Here is a 19,336-nt window from a genome sequence, read left to right as displayed (position 1 = left end):
ACCCACGAACTGACTACAGGACTCCCAGCTTTGTCAATAGGTCCATCGCGCTGTAGCCCTCGGCGAGTTTTACATATGCCTTCTTCTCCCCGCGCGGCGTTATGAGCGTGTTGACCTTCTCCACTTTGACGTTGTAGAGTCTCTGCACTTCGTCTGCTATCTGCTTCTTAGTGGCGGTCCTCTCCACGATTATGGTTATCTTGTTCTCCCGCTCCGCGAGCCTCAAGGCCTTCTCAGTGATGACAAACCTCTTGATCATAGGAACAGTCCCTTCAGCCTTTCCACAGCCGTGGCGGTCCAGAGGGTCAGCCGCCCCGGCACGCCGCCGGGAGCCAGCACCAGCATGTTTAAGTGGCTCACTGGCACAACGTCTACGCCTGGGAAATTCCTAACGGCGCCTATTAGAGGCACGTCCAGCTCCGACACCACGACTAACACGCTCTTAGGCTCCTTGTACCTCCTGCCGCGCATCTTCCCCTTCCCAGCCCTAATTTTCACGCCCTCCGCCGCCCTCTCCACGTCGGGCCAGAGGCCCAGCACCTCGAAGAGCTTCTTCGCCTCCTTGGCCTTAGCAATTTTCTCAGCATCCCCCGACACCACAAGCGGCAGAGAGGGGACCTTCTCCACCATGTGCCCCCTGGCGGCTACCCACGACTTGTACGCAGTGGCCGCTATGGCGGACCTAATGGCCAAGTTCTTCTCCTTCCAGTTAATCTCCTCGTGCAACTTCTTCTCAGGCCTCGGCGGGTGGGCCCTCCTGCCTCCCCTAGTGTTAGGGGCAAAGCAGCCACGCGGCCAGAGATGCCCCTTGTACCTCGGAATTCTCGCAATTCCCAAGCCCACGCCAAAGGACTCGCAACTGTGTTCTTTGCCAGCGCCCTCGTAGACGCCCTTAGGCTGAAACCTCGCGCTCAAGGCGCTTAAGTAGGCTCTCCTAATCAAGTCGGGCCTCACGGGCTCGTAGAAGTGTATCGGCGTCTCTATGTCGGCCATGTACTGCCCATTTACGTCATAAACCTTAAGAGCCTCGGGAGGCCTCTCCTCCGCTGGTTTTATGTACGGCGAGAGGTCCAGAAGCTTGAACTTCAACAACTCTTTAACCACGGCGCCCATATTGGCCCAGTTTAAATACTTTGAGAACTAACCCAAACCACCTGCGGCTCTGCGGCTGGCGGCGCCTTCTTAGGCGGTCTAACTGGGTATCTAAGCACGACAAGCCTCTTCCTAGCCCCAGGCACGCTGCCCTGCAGAAGGATGTACGGCCCCTTTATAACGCCGTAGTGCGGAAAGCCAGACTTGGGTGTAATCTCGGCGCCGTTGTCCCCTATCTTTAGAATCCTCTTGTTGTACTCAGTGCGCTGGTGGAAGCCCATCTGGCCCGGCCTGGGCTGAGTGAACATAAGCGCCGGCGCCTGGGGGCCTATGGTGCCCGTCCGCCTGTGGCCCTTCCTGTGCTTGTGCCACCTCGGGAGGATAGTGACGCCGAACCTCTTCACTACGCCCTGGTAGCCCTTGCCCTTAGTGACCGCAATCACGTCGACCAGCTGGCCAGGCGTAAAGACGTCCTTCGGCGACACGGTCTTCCCCAGGAGCGATATGGCGAAGTTAATCCTCTCGTCTATGCTGGGCACTCCGCCCACGGGGATTTCCAAGACCTCGGGCGTCTTTTTCCCAATGCCGGAGAGCCTGGGCTGAGTAGCCACGAGGACTCTCACGTCGACAGCCACGTCTCTGTACTCCTCCAACGCCTTCAACTGCTTCTCAGTGTCAAACTTCTCCGGCAAAGTGAGAACTCTCCTCAAGTCGGCCGGTGGCTCAGAGACCCAAGCCTCCCCCACCGCCACCTTGTAGCCGTTGGTTGGGTCCAGGGTGTAAAGCCTCACCGCGGCCACGTAAAGAGGAGGCGCGTCGAGGACTGTGACAGCCTTCACCACCTCTTTCCCATAAAGCGGGCTAGTGGGCCTGTCGTCTACAACAACGGCGTGGAGCATCCCCGCCTTATACGCGGCAAAGCCCAAGAGCGTCGGCTTCCCCAGGTTGACCTCAGGCCACGTGCGCACCCTAGGCACAATATCCGCCGCGCGCTTCCTCGGATAGACTCCCATCGAGCCTCTACGCGGCCTATTGATCTTAAGACCCATGCCCCCGCACAATGGACCAGTTTATTAACTTTAACCCGTAGCCGTAAACACATTTAAGCAGACGCCCACAAGCCCATGCGGACTACGTATTGCCAAAGGAAGTTGCAGAAGTGGCCAAGGCCGTGGCGCAGAGGCGCGGTAAGTCCGTAGAACAGTCGCTGGTTGACGCCGTGTTGCGAGAGCTAGACCCGCAGGAGAGAGCCGTCGTCTACTTGAGGCTGGCGGAGAAGTACCTCGCCGAGGCTGAGGAGCTTTACGCAAGGGGCGACCTAGTGCAGGCGGGGGAGAAGTACTGGGGGGCTGTGGTCGCGCTGTTGAGCGTTGTAGCAGAGAAGAGGGGGATGCCGAATTACACGCAGAGAGGCTTGTGGGAGGCGGTAGAGGCGTTGGTGGAGGAGACTGGGAATCCGGAGTATTCAACGCTGTTCAGCATCGCCGAGAAGCTACATGCGAATTTTTACCACAACTTCCTCAAAAAGCCCTCCTTTGACAGACACAGAGAGGAGGCGCTGAGGCTTGTGGAAATGTTAAAGCGGCTGGCCGCCTAGGAGACGCGGACTGCCACCTTAGTCGGCGACTTTTCCACGGCGTATTCAAAGGCCTCCCGCGCCTCTGCGAGAGGGAAGACGGCGTCTAGAGTGGGCTTAACCGCGCCGCTTAGCAGAAGGCGTATCGCCTCCCTAAACTCCCTAAAGGTGCCGCACCTCGACCCCACCACAGCCACCTCCTTCACCACGAAGTACGTGGCGTTGAAAGTCGCTGGGAGGCCCGGCGTGGACTTCAGGTGGACGACCCCCCTGGGCTTGGCCAAGCGCACCGCCAGCTCCAGCGCCGAGGGGTCACCCGAGGCCTCGAAGACCACGTCGTAGGCGGATTCGGCCGGCTCCTCCACCACTGCGTCTACGAACTTGGCGAGGGTTGCGGCCTTCCTGCTCCCCCGCCTAACCACGCCGTCTACCCGCGACGCGCCGAGTGCCCTCGCCGCCTGCGCCGCCAGCTGGGCCACGTTACCCGTGCCAATCACAGCCACCTTGTCCCCAGGGCGAATCGGCCTAATGGCAAAGGCGTTTAACACCGCGGCGAGGGGCTCCACGAAGATGCCCAACTCCGGCGGCCCATCGAAGACGTGCAACGCCGTGGGCGGGGCGGCGAAGAACTCCGCCATGCCCCCGTCGAAGTCTATGCCCAAGGTCCGCTTGTAGGGACAGTGGGTATACAGCCCCGACCTACAGTAGTCGCAAGACCAGTCCGGGAAGTTTATCTCGCTCACCACCCGCCTCCCCACCAAGTGGGGCGGCCCCTCCACCACTATTCCCACAACCTCGTGGCCAGGCACGAGGGGGCGCTTAAAGAGAGGGTATGTGCCAACGTAGAAGGCCTTGTCAGTTCCACATATCCCCACGAGCTCGCTCCTCACAAGGGCATACCCCTCCACCCTGGGCACCGCCACCTCTCGCACAAAGAGCCTCCTAGGCCCCTCCAAGACAGCCGCAAGCACGTCAAAAACACGGGATAAAAATATAAGATGTGGCGGGCAGGCCGCCGTAAATACGCCAGACTTTTCGCAACAGTCGCGCGTCATAGTGTCTGCCAACCCATAAAGTGTTTCGTTCACAAGCCGACTCTCCTCTCTCCAACACAATAATCCATGGCGCTTAGCTAATTGACTGCGCTTCAAAGTTTAAAAATAGCTAAGAAATCCTTATAGGGCGGGGGAGGGAGAGTCAGCGAGCCTGGTGTCGGTCAAGGATCCCCCTGCCAAGCTGTTCATCATCCCTCCCCCCGATGAGTCTTCTCCAGTCTACACAACTTTTTGAAGGTCCAAACGCGGTATATAACTTAGAGATGTACAACGCAACATAGTGGGTTTGCTGAAAGTAAAACTCGACACAAGCGGTGACTCACCTGCGCTTTATGGAAAGTGTGAGATAGATAGGCGACCTCGGCAATGAGGCCTTGCGCCGCAGAAGGTGCGTAAGAGCGGGCAGGATATTGGGTCTACGCCTTTCAAATGCTTTGAGGACTAGAACACTTGTTGCAAACTCAATAGCGCAGAAGTCAATCTTATGTGATAGAACAAGAGAAGGCCTAGAGACGGCTCGCCGCGCTTCCGCTCCGTCCTCCACATTTGCCGTATCTCTCTTCACTTTCTAACCCTATAATCGTCTCGTTTATCTACTTCACAAATGAGATGGCGTCTCTGCTACCCATATATCTCTGATATTGCCAAAAGTGAAATCTGGCGGTACACGGACAGTCATTTACCGCCTTTACGCCAACCCTCGGCAAAGGAGAAGTAGCGCTGGCTTCGCTCTGAAGCGGCAAGTAAAAGTAGCGCCTTGTGTCAGAATAAGAGACATGGTTAATCACGCAGATGAGGACAGGTGGCGGGCCCGGTGGGATTTGTGGGCGGCTTTGCCTGAACCCACGACCTACGGCTCCGGAGGCCGCCGCTCTGTCCTGACTGAGCTACGGGCCCCTGGCGTACCTAGACCCATTTTTTAAAATTTTACATCTCTAAGGAGATTAAGCGAGGAGACGTCCCCAGTGGCGTTGAGAAAAAGAACGTGCCGACGCCTATGTCACTAATTCCTTTAATAGCTGTGAAATTATGTCGTAGATGTTGTTGAGCCTCGATCTTACGAAGGCCCAACTGCCGCTCACTATGAGATAGAAGAGCAGTCTCTCTACTCCTAGGGGGCTTATAGAGACGAAGACTCCGTCTCCGTTGAACGGTGTGCCAGCGGTTAAGTAGACGCCGCTTTTGCGAAATTCCGTATCTCCCACTTTCACCTCGCCGCCCTCCCTTAGCCTGCCATGTATTCCAAATGAGATGTGCAACTCCGCGCGGGGCGGTTCCCCCATTTTGAGTTCTATCAATGCGCGGGAGAGGTCGGCGAGCCCCCTCTTAAGGAGTAGGAAATCCTCTGTTACAACGCCTACCGCCCCCCTCTGTAGATTGGCTAAGATGTATACGTCCCCCTCCTCGTAGCGCCGCACAGCCGCATAGCCCCCTGGAAGCGGGTCAAAGTAGGCCACGCCCTCTCTGTACCCGCTTTTGGCAACCTCGTAGCCGAGGCCCACAAGCTTTGCTAAAATTGCGGGCAGGTCCACTTCTGTGCCGTATATTAGCCAAAAGACGTGTTGTTTCCCGTACATACCAGACGAGGGAGGCTACCTATTAAGTTTTTTCAAAGTGAGACCTAACCCTCTTGAGGAGCTCTGCCACGTCCACCGGCTCAAACTCCTTAGCCTGAGGCAACTGCGTCAACGACCTGTATAACACCTCGCCCACAGCCTCCCTTAAGGCCTCCTCCACCGGCTGAGTTATCTGTCTTTTCAGCTCGTTGTACTCCCTGGCCAATTCGCCGAGAAGCTTAAACAGACTCATCCCAACACCCTCTTATAACACTCCTCTACCTCTCTCTCTGCGTCAAAGTCTGCCTTCAGCTCTACCCCGTGCTTTGCCACCACCTCTTTCAATAGGGACACGGCGGTGGGCACCGCGTTTAACACCTCCTTAGACGGCGGGGCAAGAGGCTCCACTCTGCTGGGCCCAATGGCCACGAGGTAAGCGGTTACGTTTTTACCCATGGCCCTCAGATATCCCACGAGAAGCGAGGGAGGGGCCCTATGGGCGTCAATGAGGCGGGTCTCCTCCACCGTCAAAGAGCCGTGGATCTCCTCAAGAGCTACGGCCCCCGGCGGGAGCTTCGTATCTATGTCGAGGAATATTAAGACCTCTGCGTCTGTGAGATTGCCCAAAATGCCTATGCCGTGTGCATTTCCATCTATTACAAAGGGGTTAAAACGGGAGAGGGCTTGGGCGAGGCAGGAGCCGACCCCGTCGTCGCCGTAGATGGGGTTTCCCAGTCCTACAACGCGCAGGCGTTCCATATAACTTTCTCAATAGTGGTATACACTCTGCCGCCCTCGCCCTTTGCCTCAAAGTGCACTGCACATGCTAGACATGGGTCAAAGCTCCTGATAGCCCTTACGAGGTCTAGCCCAGTCCACTGGTCTGGCGGCACCTCTTCTGTAACTACGGAGTTTATCACAGACATCTCAAACGGACCGGCGCACTGATTCTTCCAGGGGTCTGTACAACGGTTGTTGCGCGGGCTCACGTTGGGCGTAGTCGGCGCCTCGTACTGGTAGTTGACAATACGCCCATTCTGTTGCACAAGCCAGTGCATACAGTTGCCCCTGGGCACTTGGTGCCAGCCGAAGCTGTAGCTGAAGCTGGGCCACTTCCCATAAGACCAAGGCCTAGACGTTTGCACTCTCCCCTGGTTCACTAACTCGAGGCCGTAGAGCAAGTTAGCCCACGCCACTACGTTGACCACCGCTAGGTGGACGGCTCTCGCCAACAGTCTCTCAAATGTGGTGGAGTACTTGGGCAACCTCCACTCGATCGTTAACTCCTGGGCTGTGCCAGGGGGTAGATCGTCGGCGACCGTGCCCCCAGGCAGGTGGACCTTGAGGACGCTCCCATTGCTCTCCCACCACACCTGCCCACCTAAGTCAAACTTTGTGGCATGGAGGGTATCTAACGCCAGTTGAGATATGGGCCCAGTTTCTATTGGTGCAATTCTCTTGTCTCTCAACATTAGCCTGGCCTCGGCCGCCCATGTGTATTTGTCCGCGAAGTTTATGGCGCCGGGCTTCGGCATCGTTGTCCTATTCCACATGTGGTACTTGTACAGCTCTGTGCCAAATGCCAGCGGGTTCCCTAACGGGTCTTTGTCAAGCCAACCGTAGGGAGGTGCCACGTTTGCCTTGACCCAGTCCTCGTAGAAGGAAGAGTCGGCAAACTCCATGTAGCCGAGGTTTAGCTCAATGACGCTCTTGCTGTAAAGCTCGCCGCCGACCGCGAGCCCCGGCTTCTCGGCCCTCGCGTTGTAGATCTCGTCCAATTTTGCATACAGCTCGCGCCAATCTCCCTTAGCCTCGTCAGCCGCGTTGCTGTAGACCTCTGGATCGTCGCCGAAGCCGCCCGCGAGTAGAACATACGGGTCGTGGGTCTTGCCCTGGGTCAAGGCGTAGGACTGTCCATCTGGCGTAGAGACGTGGTCGCGGTAGAACTCGTAGAGCTCCTGCCATATGGCCCACACAAATTTAACCCACGCCGTGAGCACGCTCAGCCTTGCGTAGTATTCCTGCAGTAGGCTGGGTAAGTTCGTTATGTCGGTGGCGATGCCGCCTGGGATCAGCGTGGCTGGGTGTGAGTGTCTGCCGTATATCAACACGCCGGCCTCTCTCGCAATACGCTGGTACTTGACAGTCAATTGCCATATTCTGCCAGTTATTGGGTTTAAGTCACGCATAATGTCTGCAATAGTTCTATAGCCGTGGATGTCGCTGTACTTGGCAGGGGTCTCTTGGGCTATCTTCCACACAGAGGGAGTGAGCTTGCTGACGATTGCCTCGCTGTAGTCGGGGCCCTCCAACATGTTTAAGATAAGCGGGTGGTCGTAGGTATAGTCGGTCATGGCGTAGGCCAAGTTTCTCAACACCGAGCCCATGGGATACGGCGTAAAGCCCGACGCAATGTCGCAAGCTCTCGTCGACGCGTTAGCATGTGCAGCGCCGCAGACGCCACACGTGCGCGAAGTAATGGCAATGGCATCCTCAGGCGGCCTACCCCTCAAGAAGACCTCAAAGCCTCTAAACATCATCACTGACGTGTGCGCCTTGCCAACGCGCCGGGTGTTCGCGTCAACTTCTGCGTACAGCGCTAGGTGGCCCTCAATGCGGGTAATTGGGTCAATCCAAATTTTTATAGTAGACATAGTCTACCCCACTCCCGGCTTTTAAAAAAGATTATTTTCACCTTCATGAAATGCCCAGCGCCTTAGCTATGAAGTCTACAATGTGCACAGCCCTCAGCTCTACGCCGCCTAGCTGCGCCCCCGTGTTGATAGAATATATGCAGTCCCAACACGCCGTGACCACGGTCTTTGCGCCAGTAACCTTAAGCTCGTTAATCCTCCGGGAGACAGCCTTTTCAAAATCTGTGTTCAGCTTCCTTAGAAACTCCCCTTGTTGTGACGGGTCCACCCCGGTTATGGAGTTGTAAATTTCGAACTGCTTTCCGTGCAACATAGCCACTCCGCCCCCGCCGCCTGTGCAAGAGACCTCGCCGTACCTCTTAGGCGCCTCCACCAACTCTGCGGCGCTGACGAGCAAAGCCCTAGGCTCCTCCCTCACCCCTCCCCACCTTGACAAGTAGCAGGGGTCATGCCACGTCACCTTCTCCTCAACCTTGCCCAACTTCAACACGCCGGCTTTTGCATAGTCATACAACAGCTCTACAATGTGCTTAACCTCAAAGCTCGGCTTTTTGCCCAAAATAGCCGAAGCCTCGAACCTAAGGTACTTGTAGACGTGGCTACCGTCCAGCAGGGCCACAGTCTTCGGCGCAATCCTCTCAATATAGCCCACGATGTCCTCTAGAACCTTTCTCGTGCTTGAAGTATCTCCAATCAAGTAGCCGACGGGGGGCCTAATCCCAAGCGGCCTCTCAGGTATTGCAACGTCTACGCCGAGGCGCCTCAAGACCTTTAACGCGTTCACCACAGTTTCAAACCCCACAAGCAGATCTGCGCCAGTGACCATAAGCAACACCTCAGCCTTTGCCCCAACTTTCACGCCCAACCTGCCCGCCTCATTAACCAACTTCTGCAATTTTTCTTTAAGCGCCTCGTAATAGCCGCCAGAGGCCTCCACCTCACTTAGTTTCTGCAAAAGCGCAGGCGCCCGGTTAACTGACGTAAGCATTTCACGTAGCCTAAACACAAGTCCGCCGCTGTATATGCCAACAGTGCAAGTCTCGTAACAAGACCCACATCCAGTGCACCTATACGCTATGTCCAACAGGCGGTCGAGGTCTTTCTCACTGGGCCTCTTTGCCCCCACGAGTGGGCCAAGGATGCGGCCTGCGAAGGTGTACTTAGTTCTAAGAATCCTCCTCGCGGCCTCTGCCTTGTCCACGGGCGAATACTCCTCAGATACATAGAAGTAGGGGCAGGAAGGTGCGCAAGCGGCACAGCCAATACAAGCCTCTAGATAGTGAATCTCTGGCGCGGTGAGGACTGGGATCCTCACGGCGACGGTCATGCCCCCCTCTTTACTACAAGGTCGTACCACTCATGTAGCTTGCCGTACCAGAAATTCCACACAAAGTGGAAGAGCTTTGTAAATGGCATAAGCACTAGGAAGAGCGCGGCAGACGCGATGTGTAGGCCAAGGATTAATCTGTAGGTCTCGATGCCGGGGAATACGTGATGAGTAGCCAAGAGCCCCGTTATTACTATTGTGAACAAAAGCGGCCAGATGATCAAGTCGCCCCATCTCACATGAGGAGTTCCCCTCAGCTTGTGGTAGACCTTCTCCACCATCTTGTATGTTATGCCAATCAGCGCCATGGCCGTTAAGACATCCCCGTTGAGGATAATCGTAAGCGGCCCCCAAATGCTCCCCGCCTCTGCTACTACGCTCTGCGGCGTGGTATATGCGAGGTAAGAACTTATTGGGTTAATCGGAAGCGCCAGAGGCCACAATATGCCGTATGGTGGGAAGAGGTAGGAGAGGTAAGCCACGTGATGTGCTAGGAGGAACACCAAGAGGATTAGTCCCAACACGTGTAGGGCGATTAAGCCGCCGACTACCTCAGGCGCGTTCCACTTGACGCTGAATACCGAAGAACGTAGAAATGTCCAGATAAGTCCAGACACCTTATGCCCAGCCGAAGTTTTTCGATGTACATATACGCCTCTGCGGAATAGGAAGACGTAGCGTAAAAGCCTATATGTGGCGCCTGCAATGAAGATAAATATTGCGGCGGGAAAGATGTACCAGAGGGCGAACTCCAAAAGCTCCGCTGTCATTTCTTCTCCTCCTTTACACCCTCCTTTTTGACCGCGCGAGCCAGGGCATATGCCCCCAGTGCGCCCAGCGCCACGCCTGTGCCAACGCCCACCGCTATCGCAGTCGTGTCAGGGAGCCTCGGCGCATTCAGCGGAGCCCAGAAGGGCTCATATGCGTCTGTGAAGCCCGGCATAGTGCAGCCAATACACACGCCGCCTGTCCTCGTGGGCCCTCCAACGCCGCTGACCCACCCCACCTTGTTCCACGGGCAGTTAGATATGGGCCCTTTGCATCCCACCTCAAATAGACACTTCCCATCTCCGGCGCCCGGAGTTGGCCTAAAGTTGCCCGCGGCGTACCAAGCGGCCCTTGGACACTGCTCATGGACGGTTAACTCAAAGATAAACCTAGGCCTCGCGTATTTGTCGAGAAACGCCTTTCTCTCTAGCACATCCGGCTTTAAGTAGCCCGCGGCCACTAGAGTTAAAAGCGCCAACGTCCTCAGGATGCCGTTGCCGTTGGCTGGGCAACCTGGCACCGCCACCGCGGGCTTTATCGTTTTGAAGTCGGGCACGCCTCCCTCGTCTATGTACTTCCTAAACGGCTCTATCTCGGGCTGGAAGTAGGGCTGGTGAATTGCGCCTTTTATTCCCCTAATTGGGTCGTCGAAGAAGCCTATTGCCCCAGTGGGCGAGGGTGACCAAGTGGGGTATGTAAAGCCGGGGGGCGGCTCTAGCACCTTGTTTGCCACAAGTCCGCCGTAGGCGGCGCAGTTTCCAACCGCCACGACGGCTAAGGCGTTGTTTAATAGGGACTTCAGCCACGCTGTGCAAGTCTTGTGGCCTACTACGCAGTAGTAGCCTCCCTCCTGCTTTATGTTGGACCCCTCTATCCCGTACTCCTGCGGGAAGCTACCTTCAAGCACTAAGACGTACGGGCCGTACTTGCCCTGGGCTATTTCCTCCAGAATCTTCATTGCATCGCCAGGAGGCGGCTGGTGTTCCACATAGGACTCTAGGATCTTCTCACTTGCCACATCACTCGCTTGTTTTACATGGTATGTGCCCCACTGCGGCATCACAGTCTCGTGGAAGATTAGTCTCACAGTGCCAGGGCCAACGAGGGGAGTTGTGCCTAGAAGCACGTCAAGTAGCGAGGGGTCTGTGGCTTGTATAACCGCCGTGGTATTACCTGCACAGTCCTGTGCCTCAAACCAGACGATGTTTACGGCGCCAGACCTTACGGCTTCTCCAGCGGCTTTAACAAGAGCGGACCAGTTCAGCGCGCTTAAAGCGGCGGCTAGAGAGCCTGCCCTTATGAAATCTCTCCTAGTGATCTTAACCATAGCCTTCTCTTGCTCATTTCTTAAAAACTATATTTTCAGCTTTTTGAAAAACGGCCCTCAATGATTCGTTGCCAGAGGTTGCACTTGGGCAAAAGCTCAGCCCTCTCGCCTTGGCAGAGCCTACACTTTGCAGCTACTAATACGCCGTGGTCTATCAAGTACTCTCCGAGGGAAGGGATTTCGATTACGGGGTACGCGTATAACAATAGCTTAGCTGCCGAGGGCTCAAGCTCGGAGTCTTTGAACTGTAGAAAGAGCGAAAGCGGAATTCCTCTCGCAATATCCTTTATATCGTGCAATATGAATTTCGCAATATCTATACATTCACATATCTTGGCAAATATTTTTACTAAATCGTCTCGCTTGACGCCAGTCTTTTTTCCAGGTAAATGGCACTTTTGACGTCGCCGTTTACTGCAAGTATAATCTTCGCCTTGTCCGTGGTCATCAAGGCCCCATATTTATCCTCAGTCACAAACGCATCTTGCTTCAACCGCTGTATTCTCCTCCAGACTGTGGCAAGGGGGGCATTAACCGCCTTGTAAACGCGGTAAAAGTTTGTGGGCTCAAGCTCTACGACTTTCCTCAACACCTCCAAGTAGGCGTCTTCAACTTTGCACATAGCGCTCTAAAATGCGCCTTGCGATTTCCCTAGCGCACTGCTCTCCGCCTGACGTAAGCCCAACCCCAGGAGCTATAGAATAGGGCTCGCACTCAATGACGTAGATTTCCTCGGCTACAGTCCCCAAGACGCTTAGCCCAACTAAAAAGTCCTCCAGGGAAATTCTCCCCTCCAGCGAGGGTCTCATCGCCTCTAGTATGTCAAACTCGTCCTTGAACTTGTACGGCTTGAACAGGTACTCGGTTATTGTGCCGGGGGGCCTGCCCCTCTTTGCGGCTCCAACCACTACAGCCCTCTTTGGGCTAAGTTTATTAAATTCGTCGACCATGGCGAAGAGGTCTCCGCTTAGCTCGTACACTTGTATGCCGGCCTCTTTTAACAGTTCGCCTACTCTGAGACCAACGGCGCAGTCGGATTTTAGGAGATGGCCTATTACGAGGATCATCATAGGAGGTTTTCAACGGCTTTGTCTACGGGGAGTGTGTTGTACTTCTCTTGATCTGCGTCATAAACCAATAATTCTTCTACGCCAACTATGATGTAGTAGCGCAAATCGGGGGAGTGTATCACTCTGGGAAGCAATGAGCCGAACATCTCCACCAGGCTGTTGACTGCGATGGCGTAGCAAATCTCCGGCTTCTTGCCGTTGAGGCACTCTAGATAGCTCTTCCTAATGTCTTTTAGACCTTTTATTAACACTGGTATAGATAGCTTACGGGGAACAACGCCGTCGTCGACTAAGAGCTCAGACATATTCTACGAACTTTTTCACCGCTTGAAACACTTCCCCCTTGTACTTGGCCAAGACGCCAACGTAGTCCTCGAGCGATGGGTCTAGTGGGAGCTCTAATACACGCTTAACTCTTGACTTTAGATCTTCGAGCTCCTTTGGCCAGCCAAACGGGTGTATTTTCTCTCCCTTGCACATTAGGTACGCCATGTTTATTACTAACACCTCTGGGATAATCGACTGCTCTTGTAGATAGTCCATTAGCTGCCTCACTACGCTAACTGCTGCACGAGACGGCGTAGTGACCACGATGGGCGTAAAGGGGGTTACCCTAACCAAGGTGAGCAATACCTCCCCTGTGCCGGGCGGCATGTCCACTACCACGTTTTCTACTCCCGTCAAATCTGCGAAGGCCAAAAGCGCCTCTGCTACATTTCCCTCATTTGCTCCAGGCAACACCACCCATCTATCTCCCACAATTCCGCCGAGGCTGAAGAACTTAACGCCGTCTACTTCAAACGGCTTTATCCCCTCCTTATCTACCTCGTGCAACTTCTCTACGCCGAAGAGCTTCACAGTAGACATGTTGAAAAGGTCCAGATCTATAAGCGCCGATTTGGGCAAAGCCATGGCCCAAAACGCCGCCACGATGCTCTTGCCCACGCCGCCTTTGCCGCTCAACACGGCGAATACCCTCTTGCCCTTAAGCTTCTCTCTCGCTAAGTCAAGTATGGGCCTCATGCCGTCTCCACCTCCTCTACCTTTATTGAGAGGTCTGCCTCAATGTCGTTAGACCCACATCTAGGGCACTTAATGAAGGTCGGTGTCAGCTCAGGTATCAAATGCAACGGGTACTCCTCGCCGTACTTCCTCCTTACTTCCTCAAGCGGCGTTTCACGATCTGTGAAAGTATAGCCGCACCTACGGCATTTAAAAGTGGGGCTCTTGACTTTAACCTCAAGCTTTGAGTTCTCAAGCCTAGACTCCCTCTTCAACATGTCGTATGCCTCTTGGAGGATACCTAAGTCGAGCATTGCCACAGAGGGCACAGACACAACAACCCTCTTGACATATACACCCACCTCCCTAGCCCATTTGTCTACAGACTGGACTATGGAAAAGGCGAGAGAGTATTCGTGCATATATAGTTTGATAATTTTACTTTATAAGCTTTAGCAAATTCTGGGGACTAGCTCTCCCCGTGGCGTCTCCAATATCCTATATCCCCCGACCTCCGTTCTGGCGAGCACAATGCCCCTGTATTTTTCGCTCTTTCTAACTTCGCCTGCTATATATGCCTCGGGGAATCCTGCCTTTTTGAGCTCTTCTACGACTTCCTCCGCTACTGTTGTATCCACTGCCAAGACTGCTACGCCTTCTGACGCCAAGTACAACGGATCTATGCCCGCCATATCTGCTATAGCTCTCGTGGAGTCGCGCACCTTTACTCTGCCCTGGTCTATCACGATGACGGTGTCTGTGGCTTTTGCCCAGTCATTTAACACCATGGCAAGGCCGCCCCTTGTCGGATCCCTTGCCGCGTGTATATACGGCCTATATTTCTCTAAAACGGGAAGGAGGTTCGTCAACGGCTTTACGTCACTTATGATATTCGCCTCTAGTCCCAGCCTATTTGCCAGGATGACTCCGCCATGGTCGCCGACGAAGTCTGTCACCACTATCTTATCCCCCTCTCTGGGCTTGTCCACTATCACAGGGCCTTTTGAGATCCCTATGCCCACGGTGGTTATCACAACGCCATCTATCTGCCCCTTTGGCATAGTCTTAAAATCGCCTCCTATGAGGGCCACGCCTTCCTTCGTGAAAATTGAAATCATAGACTCCACAATGTCTTCTAAGGTTTTGACGGGGAAGCCCTCCTCGACTATTATGGCGTCAAGCGCCGCTATTGGCCGCGCCCCCATCATAACTACGTCGTTTATAGTCCCGCTGGCAGCCAACGTGCCTATGTTGCCCCCGGAGAAGTAGGGCGGGCTCACAGTGTAGGAGTCCGTGGTTACCACTATGTAGCCGTCGCCGACGGGTATCGCGGCGGCGTCGTCGGGGAAATCGATCCCCACGCCCCCCTCCACTTTCTTAAGCCCGGGGGGCACCTTGGAGAATATCAGCCTCTGTAGAATTTCGCTTGTCTCTACTCCGCCTGCTCCGTGGGCTAGGACTATCCTCTCCATATCGCCGCTATTTGGGTGTAGGGCTGGGCCAAGTCTCTGAAGAGGGCGTATTGACTCCTCGCCGCGTAGTGATAGGGGATTGTTATCTTAGGCCTTATGGACATCACTGCGTCTGCCGCCTCCTCTGGCGTCATAGTCCCCCGATCCCCCATGGCGATTATGAGGATATCCACGTTTTTCACCTTTACTAGCTCCTGCGTTAAATCGCTGTCGCCCGTGATAAATATAGAGGCGGGCCCTCTTATGACGTAGCCGTACCCCCTTTGGCCCTTCTTAATGTCGTAGACGGGCACTGGCACAACTTCCCACTCGCCCAATTTTACCGACTCAAGGCTGTTTGGCGCAGAGGCGCCTTGGCCATCGTAGTGGTGGGGGTGTGTGATAAACGCGTTTTCACAGCCCCCGTCTATGCATATGCACGTGGAGGCGCAGATTCTCCATCCAAATTTCCCCACTTGCGCTATGGAGACGGGGCCGTAGACTAGTCTCATATAATGCCGAGCTCTCTTGCCACATCATCTGCGAGTCCTCCGCCTCCGAACCTCGCCCACACGGCGCATGCGCCCTCCATAGACACCATGCAGGGCCCTATGGGCCTGTCGGGGGTACACGCCTTCATGAAGAGCGGGCAGTCTGTAGGCTTGGCCTTGCCCAAGTTGACCTCTGCACATCTGCAGTTTAGGGGCAGGTCCTTTCTCCACGCCTCTGGCTTAAGCTCGGGTATTCCGAAGTGGAGCATTGCGTCTATGTTGGCATACTCCTCTCTTAGCGCTAGGCCTGACTTTGGTATAAACCCTATGCCTCTCCACGCCGTGTCCACGGTCTTAAACGTCTTCCTAATGGCCGCCTGGGCCTTTAGGTCACCGTCCCAAGTAACCGCCCTCGTGTACTCTATTACGACTTTGCTCTCCCCATTCTTCAACTGTCTTAAGACCTCGGCTATTGCAAACAACACATCGTTGGGCTCAAACCCTGCGACTACCACAGGGATTCCAAAATTCTCAGCGATGGGGGTCCATGCCTTTGCCCCTATTATCGTTGACACGTGGCCAGGCGCTATGACGCCCATGATGGGGAAGTCCGTCGGCTTTTCCCTTATCGTGTCTATGGCCAAGTAAGCAGCGGGCGGCGTCAACTTCACCAAGCTCATAATCTTCAAGTTCTCTGGGATTTTCCCGTCTAAGATCGCCACGGCATAGCCCGGCGCCACGGTCTCAAAGCCTATTCCCAGAAACATGCCGGGTTTCTTGTTGTGAGTTGCCAGCGAAATTGCTTGGAGTATGTGGGACACCACTTTGACGTCGGCGCCCTGCGCCTTAGCCTCTGCAAGCGACTTCACCCCCTTGACAGGCCTTATGGCGGGCAGTCTATACGCATCGCCGTATGTGTATATAACTACGCCGTCTAGCGCTAGCTTTATTGCCTCCTCTATGTAGTAAGAGGGGACGACGCAGACGGGGCAGCCAGGACCAGGCACTAGCTCGACGTTTTTGGGAACAAGACTCCTAAGCCCAAAATGCACAATTGTCCACTCGTGTGTCCCACAGAAGTCCATGATCTTGAAGACGTAATCTCTTCCATATTTGTTCTTTAAGTACTCAGCATACTTGGCGATTAAATCCTTCAGTTGCGCTGTCATTTTGATATTTTTCCGGAAGAGGAACTCGGCCACCTTTATCCTGTTCTGAATAGTGGTGCAACTCCAACAGTCCTTTGGCGGAGAGGTGGGGTCTACACAGCCTACGCAATAGGTGGCCATGTCCAGCTCCCGCTGCTCCCTTATATAGTTACCAAACTGCGTATTGGTTCTGTTGTTTTTCCAAGGCTCTCTCCCTAGCCGTCTTTAGCCACTCCTCGAAGCTTTTTTCCACCTCTTCGCGCACCTTTTCTACATCTTCCCCCGAGGCTGCGGCTAGCTCTGTGAAGAGTTCTACGTAGTTCTTTTTGAACTCTTCGATGGCGTTGAAGTCTAAGACGGAGATGACGACCCCCGCATGTACTAAGACGAAGTCTCCTGGCGAAACTCTAGCGTCGCTTATCCCCAAAACAGCGGGGCGAGGGACCCCGTCGCCTATGTCAACCCACACGGTGTCTCCCTCTATCTTTTGGACGACGGCGGGCACGGCCCAACACATTGAACTTGATCAACACTATGTTTTAAATGTTTTAAAAATATGGAACGGAGCAAGGCGTGGCCTACAGGATAACAGTTATTGGCGTTGTCCAAGGGGTTGGCTTTAGACCTTTCATCTTTCACCTAGCCGAGAAATATGGAGTAACCGGCTATGTGAGAAACATGGGAGGCGGCGAGGTGGAGATTTGGGCCGAGGGAGGCGACGTGGAGCACTTCGTGGAAGAGCTTCTCCACAAGCGTCCCGCGGTTATAGAGTTGGAGGAGGTGAAGGTGGAGAAGGTGGAGCCGGCTGGCTACAAGTCGTTTGAAATTTTGAAGAGCGGCGAGGCGCAAGTCGTTAGGTCTGAGATTCCGCCTGACTTCGCCATTTGCGACGCATGTCTTAAGGAGTTTAAGGGGGGCTCCAGGAGGGCTGGCTACTACTTCATCTCTTGTAGCTGGTGTGGCCCGCGGTTCTCAGTCATGCGATCTCTGCCTTACGACAGAGAAAGGACGTCTTGGGGCAACTTCGCCATGTGTCCCGTCTGCAGAGAGGAGTACAATAGTTTGGACAAGGGCGGTTTAAGGAGGTTTTACTACCAGGGGATCTCCTGTCAACATTGTGGGCCCAGGTTTACGCTACTAGACGGCGGGGGGAGAGTCGTCGAGAGAGACCCCTCTATCGCTGAGGTGGCCAAGCTCGTGAAAGAGGGCTACATTGTAGCTGTTAAATCCACTGGGGGCTTCCACTTGGCTGCCCTCGCAGACAACGACGACGTTGTGTTAAAGCTTAGGGAGAGGAAAATGAGGAAGCGTCAGCCCTTCGCCGTAATGTCCCTGGAGGAGGTTTTGCCAAAGCTTGTCCACTTAAGCGACGAGGCCCTGGCGATTTTAAAGTCGCCTCAGAGGCCCATCTTGCTTTTGCCCAAGAGGGAGGGTAGCCCAGTCTCAAAGTGGGTCTCTCCCGGCCTATCCGTGGAGGGAGTCTTCCTCCCATACACGGCGTATCACTACGAGCTTCTCCAGGGAGCGGGCTTCCTAATTATGACAAGCGCAAACCGCCACGGGCGCCCCACTTGCACAAGCGAGGAGTGTGTGATAGAGCAGAAGCTCGCCGACTACATCCTCATACACAACTTAGAGATTGTCCACAGAACGGACGACTCTGTGCTGAGGTTTACAGATGGGGAGTTGGTGTTTATACGGAGGTCTAGGGGCTACGCCCCCAGATGGATTAGAGTCAAGCGGAGGTTGCGCCGGGATGTAGTGGCCTTTGGCGCAGATTTAGCGACTGCGGGGGCAGTGGCATTTGAGGACAAGATTGTGCCCACTCAGTACATAGGCGACTTAGATGACTTAAGCGCTGCGGAGGAGCTTGAGAGAGAGCTTAAGTGGTTTGCCCAACAGTACAAGCTCAAGGACGTGGTGGCAGTTTGCGACAAAAACCCGGCGTATGTTAGCAAAAGGCTCTGCGAGAGCTGGGACGACAAGTCTGAGGTGCTACAAGTACAGCACCACTACGCCCACGCCCTGGCTGTGGCAGCCGACGCAGGCATAGACGGCCCCTTTGTGGCTGTGGCAATAGACGGCGTGGGATACGGCGACGATGGACAGGTGTGGGGCGGCGAAGTGTTGCTGGTCGAGGGGGCGCGTTTCAAGAGGCTCTACCACTTGAGGTACGTATCTATGCCGGGCGGAGACGTTTCCACGAAGTGGCCAGCCAGAATGGCCGTGGCGTATTTAGTGGAGGCTCTGGGGCCGGGCGAGGGAGTGGAGGCGGCGTTGCGTTTTGGGCTTCAAAACAGGCTTAGGTGGGGCGTAGACGAGCTAATGGCTGTGGCGCGGATGGTGCCGCACCCGCTTAAGACCTCCAGCGTGGGCAGATTTCTTGACGCTGTGTCGGCCCTCCTGGGGGTGAGCTGGGAGAGGACCTACGAGGGAGAGCCCGCAATTATGCTCGAAGATTTCGCCAGAGGAGGCACCTCGCTACCCGTGGAAATAGGAATAAAGGGGCGGGAAATCGACGTTGTAGAATTCTTCGCCGAGGTCGTAAACCTAAGGGCCTCTCCCAAGGACATAGCGCTTACGGCGCAGCTCTCCTTGGGCAAGGCGTTAGGCGAGGCGGCGAGAACTGCCGCAGAGTCCGAAGGCGTAGAGCACGTGGTAGTGGGCGGCGGCGCCGCCGTTAACGACTTCATAATACGCGGAATAACTACGGCGTTGGGGAAAAGGCCTATACTGCCGAAAAGAATACCTCTTGGCGATGGAGGCATAGCAGTTGGACAAGCATACTTTGTGTCATACATTGAAAATTAAAAGTAGCG

At 54.9% G+C, this 19,336-nt stretch carries 23 protein-coding genes and 1 tRNA gene; 2 read left to right on the top strand and 22 right to left on the bottom strand.

Going from position 1 to position 19,336, the window contains the following annotated elements; all coding sequences use genetic code 11:
* Window positions 1-13 precede the first annotated feature (13 nt).
* From PCAL_RS08400 to rpl3p, 3 genes are read right to left on the bottom strand one after another with little or no spacing between them, the layout of a single operon-like run.
* Entirely contained in the window at window positions 14-259 is a 246-nt protein-coding gene (locus PCAL_RS08400) for a 50S ribosomal protein L23 (RefSeq protein WP_011850261.1), read from the bottom strand.
* On the bottom strand, window positions 256-1,113 hold the full coding sequence (gene rpl4p, locus PCAL_RS08395; RefSeq protein WP_011850260.1) for a 50S ribosomal protein L4: 858 nt from the start codon (window positions 1,111-1,113) through the stop codon (window positions 256-258). The genes PCAL_RS08400 and rpl4p overlap by 4 nt, the downstream gene beginning before the upstream one ends.
* Before the next feature lie 11 nt (window positions 1,114-1,124).
* Window positions 1,125-2,141, bottom strand: a complete 1,017-nt coding sequence (rpl3p, locus tag PCAL_RS08390; protein WP_011850259.1) for a 50S ribosomal protein L3 — start codon at window positions 2,139-2,141, stop codon at window positions 1,125-1,127.
* Window positions 2,142-2,230: 89 nt separating this feature from the next.
* Between rpl3p and PCAL_RS08385 the strand changes: the two genes are divergently transcribed.
* Window positions 2,231-2,689 (top strand): PaREP1 family protein, encoded by a 459-nt coding sequence (locus PCAL_RS08385; RefSeq protein ID WP_226951941.1) that lies wholly within the window; start codon window positions 2,231-2,233, stop codon window positions 2,687-2,689.
* Here PCAL_RS08385 and PCAL_RS08380 read toward each other — a convergent pair.
* The 19 genes from PCAL_RS08380 to PCAL_RS08290 form a co-directional block, all read right to left on the bottom strand.
* Window positions 2,686-3,639, bottom strand: coding sequence for an MDR/zinc-dependent alcohol dehydrogenase-like family protein (locus PCAL_RS08380; protein WP_193322641.1), 954 nt, complete (start codon window positions 3,637-3,639; stop codon window positions 2,686-2,688). The genes PCAL_RS08385 and PCAL_RS08380 overlap by 4 nt on opposite strands.
* 887 nt (window positions 3,640-4,526) lie before the next feature.
* Window positions 4,527-4,620, bottom strand: a tRNA-Arg gene (locus PCAL_RS08375).
* A 98-nt stretch (window positions 4,621-4,718) separates the two neighbouring features.
* Window positions 4,719-5,300, bottom strand: coding sequence for a hypothetical protein (locus PCAL_RS08370; RefSeq protein ID WP_011850256.1), 582 nt, complete (start codon window positions 5,298-5,300; stop codon window positions 4,719-4,721).
* A 22-nt stretch (window positions 5,301-5,322) separates the two neighbouring features.
* Window positions 5,323-5,532 (bottom strand): hypothetical protein, encoded by a 210-nt coding sequence (locus PCAL_RS08365; RefSeq protein WP_193322640.1) that lies wholly within the window; start codon window positions 5,530-5,532, stop codon window positions 5,323-5,325.
* Window positions 5,529-6,038, bottom strand: a complete 510-nt coding sequence (locus PCAL_RS08360) for a hydrogenase maturation protease (RefSeq protein ID WP_011850255.1) — start codon at window positions 6,036-6,038, stop codon at window positions 5,529-5,531. Before PCAL_RS08360 ends, PCAL_RS08365 begins: the two co-directional genes overlap by 4 nt.
* The gene (locus PCAL_RS08355; protein ID WP_011850254.1) at window positions 6,017-7,933 is read right to left on the bottom strand and encodes a nickel-dependent hydrogenase large subunit; all 1,917 of its coding nucleotides are present in this window, start codon (window positions 7,931-7,933) and stop codon (window positions 6,017-6,019) included. The genes PCAL_RS08360 and PCAL_RS08355 overlap by 22 nt, the downstream gene beginning before the upstream one ends.
* 43 nt (window positions 7,934-7,976) lie before the next feature.
* Window positions 7,977-9,260 carry a (Fe-S)-binding protein gene (locus PCAL_RS08350; RefSeq protein WP_011850253.1) on the bottom strand — a complete coding sequence of 428 codons (1,284 nt, stop codon included), beginning with the start codon at window positions 9,258-9,260 and terminating at the stop codon, window positions 7,977-7,979.
* Window positions 9,257-10,030 carry a hypothetical protein gene (locus PCAL_RS08345; protein ID WP_011850252.1) on the bottom strand — a complete coding sequence of 258 codons (774 nt, stop codon included), beginning with the start codon at window positions 10,028-10,030 and terminating at the stop codon, window positions 9,257-9,259. The genes PCAL_RS08350 and PCAL_RS08345 overlap by 4 nt, the downstream gene beginning before the upstream one ends.
* Window positions 10,027-11,355 (bottom strand): NADH-quinone oxidoreductase subunit B family protein, encoded by a 1,329-nt coding sequence (locus tag PCAL_RS08340; protein ID WP_011850251.1) that lies wholly within the window; start codon window positions 11,353-11,355, stop codon window positions 10,027-10,029. Before PCAL_RS08340 ends, PCAL_RS08345 begins: the two co-directional genes overlap by 4 nt.
* Before the next feature lie 35 nt (window positions 11,356-11,390).
* On the bottom strand, window positions 11,391-11,654 hold the full coding sequence (locus tag PCAL_RS08335; RefSeq protein ID WP_011850250.1) for a hypothetical protein: 264 nt from the start codon (window positions 11,652-11,654) through the stop codon (window positions 11,391-11,393).
* 50 nt (window positions 11,655-11,704) lie between these two features.
* A complete protein-coding gene (locus PCAL_RS08330; protein ID WP_011850249.1) occupies window positions 11,705-11,977 on the bottom strand; it encodes a hypothetical protein in 273 nt (90 codons plus the stop codon).
* Window positions 11,964-12,425 carry a hypothetical protein gene (locus PCAL_RS08325; protein WP_011850248.1) on the bottom strand — a complete coding sequence of 154 codons (462 nt, stop codon included), beginning with the start codon at window positions 12,423-12,425 and terminating at the stop codon, window positions 11,964-11,966. The genes PCAL_RS08330 and PCAL_RS08325 overlap by 14 nt, the downstream gene beginning before the upstream one ends.
* Window positions 12,422-12,730, bottom strand: coding sequence for a hypothetical protein (locus PCAL_RS08320; protein WP_011850247.1), 309 nt, complete (start codon window positions 12,728-12,730; stop codon window positions 12,422-12,424). The genes PCAL_RS08325 and PCAL_RS08320 overlap by 4 nt, the downstream gene beginning before the upstream one ends.
* The gene (locus PCAL_RS08315) at window positions 12,723-13,448 is read right to left on the bottom strand and encodes a P-loop NTPase (protein WP_011850246.1); all 726 of its coding nucleotides are present in this window, start codon (window positions 13,446-13,448) and stop codon (window positions 12,723-12,725) included. The genes PCAL_RS08320 and PCAL_RS08315 overlap by 8 nt, the downstream gene beginning before the upstream one ends.
* Window positions 13,445-13,849: a hydrogenase/urease maturation nickel metallochaperone HypA gene (locus PCAL_RS08310; protein ID WP_011850245.1), complete on the bottom strand. Its 405-nt coding sequence runs from the start codon at window positions 13,847-13,849 to the stop codon at window positions 13,445-13,447. The genes PCAL_RS08315 and PCAL_RS08310 overlap by 4 nt, the downstream gene beginning before the upstream one ends.
* Before the next feature lie 30 nt (window positions 13,850-13,879).
* Entirely contained in the window at window positions 13,880-14,899 is a 1,020-nt protein-coding gene (hypE, locus tag PCAL_RS08305; RefSeq protein WP_011850244.1) for a hydrogenase expression/formation protein HypE, read from the bottom strand.
* Window positions 14,887-15,390 (bottom strand): MBL fold metallo-hydrolase, encoded by a 504-nt coding sequence (locus PCAL_RS08300; RefSeq protein ID WP_011850243.1) that lies wholly within the window; start codon window positions 15,388-15,390, stop codon window positions 14,887-14,889. Before PCAL_RS08300 ends, hypE begins: the two co-directional genes overlap by 13 nt.
* Window positions 15,387-16,658, bottom strand: coding sequence for a hydrogenase formation protein HypD (gene hypD / locus PCAL_RS08295; RefSeq protein WP_193322639.1), 1,272 nt, complete (start codon window positions 16,656-16,658; stop codon window positions 15,387-15,389). Before hypD ends, PCAL_RS08300 begins: the two co-directional genes overlap by 4 nt.
* A 28-nt stretch (window positions 16,659-16,686) precedes the next feature.
* Window positions 16,687-17,034, bottom strand: a complete 348-nt coding sequence (locus PCAL_RS08290; RefSeq protein WP_011850241.1) for a HypC/HybG/HupF family hydrogenase formation chaperone — start codon at window positions 17,032-17,034, stop codon at window positions 16,687-16,689.
* Between the two features lie 56 nt (window positions 17,035-17,090).
* On the opposite strand from PCAL_RS08290, the gene hypF reads away from it, so the two are divergent.
* A complete protein-coding gene (hypF, locus tag PCAL_RS08285; protein WP_011850240.1) occupies window positions 17,091-19,328 on the top strand; it encodes a carbamoyltransferase HypF in 2,238 nt (745 codons plus the stop codon).
* Window positions 19,329-19,336 lie beyond the last annotated feature (8 nt).

The sequence above is a fragment of the Pyrobaculum calidifontis JCM 11548 genome, assembly GCF_000015805.1.
In the GTDB taxonomy this organism is placed as follows: domain Archaea; phylum Thermoproteota; class Thermoprotei; order Thermoproteales; family Thermoproteaceae; genus Pyrobaculum; species Pyrobaculum calidifontis.
Note: the sequence above shows the minus strand (reverse complement) of the source record. Positions and strands in the feature narration are given on the sequence as shown.

Excerpts from the sequence above, each read along its gene's own strand:
- PCAL_RS08400 (WP_011850261.1), bottom strand. The coding sequence starts at position 259 with ATGATCAAGAGGTTTGTCATCACTGAGAAGGCCTTGAGGCTCGCGGAG.
- rpl4p (WP_011850260.1), bottom strand. The coding sequence starts at position 1,113 with ATGGGCGCCGTGGTTAAAGAGTTGTTGAAGTTCAAGCTTCTGGACCTC.
- rpl3p (WP_011850259.1), bottom strand. The coding sequence starts at position 2,141 with ATGGGTCTTAAGATCAATAGGCCGCGTAGAGGCTCGATGGGAGTCTAT.
- PCAL_RS08370 (WP_011850256.1), bottom strand. The coding sequence starts at position 5,300 with ATGTACGGGAAACAACACGTCTTTTGGCTAATATACGGCACAGAAGTG.
- PCAL_RS08365 (WP_193322640.1), bottom strand. The coding sequence starts at position 5,532 with ATGAGTCTGTTTAAGCTTCTCGGCGAATTGGCCAGGGAGTACAACGAG.
- PCAL_RS08360 (WP_011850255.1), bottom strand. The coding sequence starts at position 6,038 with ATGGAACGCCTGCGCGTTGTAGGACTGGGAAACCCCATCTACGGCGAC.
- PCAL_RS08355 (WP_011850254.1), bottom strand. The coding sequence starts at position 7,933 with ATGTCTACTATAAAAATTTGGATTGACCCAATTACCCGCATTGAGGGC.
- PCAL_RS08350 (WP_011850253.1), bottom strand. The coding sequence starts at position 9,260 with ATGACCGTCGCCGTGAGGATCCCAGTCCTCACCGCGCCAGAGATTCAC.
- PCAL_RS08345 (WP_011850252.1), bottom strand. The coding sequence starts at position 10,030 with ATGACAGCGGAGCTTTTGGAGTTCGCCCTCTGGTACATCTTTCCCGCC.
- PCAL_RS08340 (WP_011850251.1), bottom strand. The coding sequence starts at position 11,355 with ATGGTTAAGATCACTAGGAGAGATTTCATAAGGGCAGGCTCTCTAGCC.
- PCAL_RS08330 (WP_011850249.1), bottom strand. The coding sequence starts at position 11,977 with ATGTGCAAAGTTGAAGACGCCTACTTGGAGGTGTTGAGGAAAGTCGTA.
- PCAL_RS08325 (WP_011850248.1), bottom strand. The coding sequence starts at position 12,425 with ATGATGATCCTCGTAATAGGCCATCTCCTAAAATCCGACTGCGCCGTT.
- PCAL_RS08320 (WP_011850247.1), bottom strand. The coding sequence starts at position 12,730 with ATGTCTGAGCTCTTAGTCGACGACGGCGTTGTTCCCCGTAAGCTATCT.
- PCAL_RS08315 (WP_011850246.1), bottom strand. The coding sequence starts at position 13,448 with ATGAGGCCCATACTTGACTTAGCGAGAGAGAAGCTTAAGGGCAAGAGG.
- PCAL_RS08310 (WP_011850245.1), bottom strand. The coding sequence starts at position 13,849 with ATGCACGAATACTCTCTCGCCTTTTCCATAGTCCAGTCTGTAGACAAA.
- hypE (WP_011850244.1), bottom strand. The coding sequence starts at position 14,899 with ATGGAGAGGATAGTCCTAGCCCACGGAGCAGGCGGAGTAGAGACAAGC.
- PCAL_RS08300 (WP_011850243.1), bottom strand. The coding sequence starts at position 15,390 with ATGAGACTAGTCTACGGCCCCGTCTCCATAGCGCAAGTGGGGAAATTT.
- hypD (WP_193322639.1), bottom strand. The coding sequence starts at position 16,658 with ATGGCCACCTATTGCGTAGGCTGTGTAGACCCCACCTCTCCGCCAAAG.
- PCAL_RS08290 (WP_011850241.1), bottom strand. The coding sequence starts at position 17,034 with ATGTGTTGGGCCGTGCCCGCCGTCGTCCAAAAGATAGAGGGAGACACC.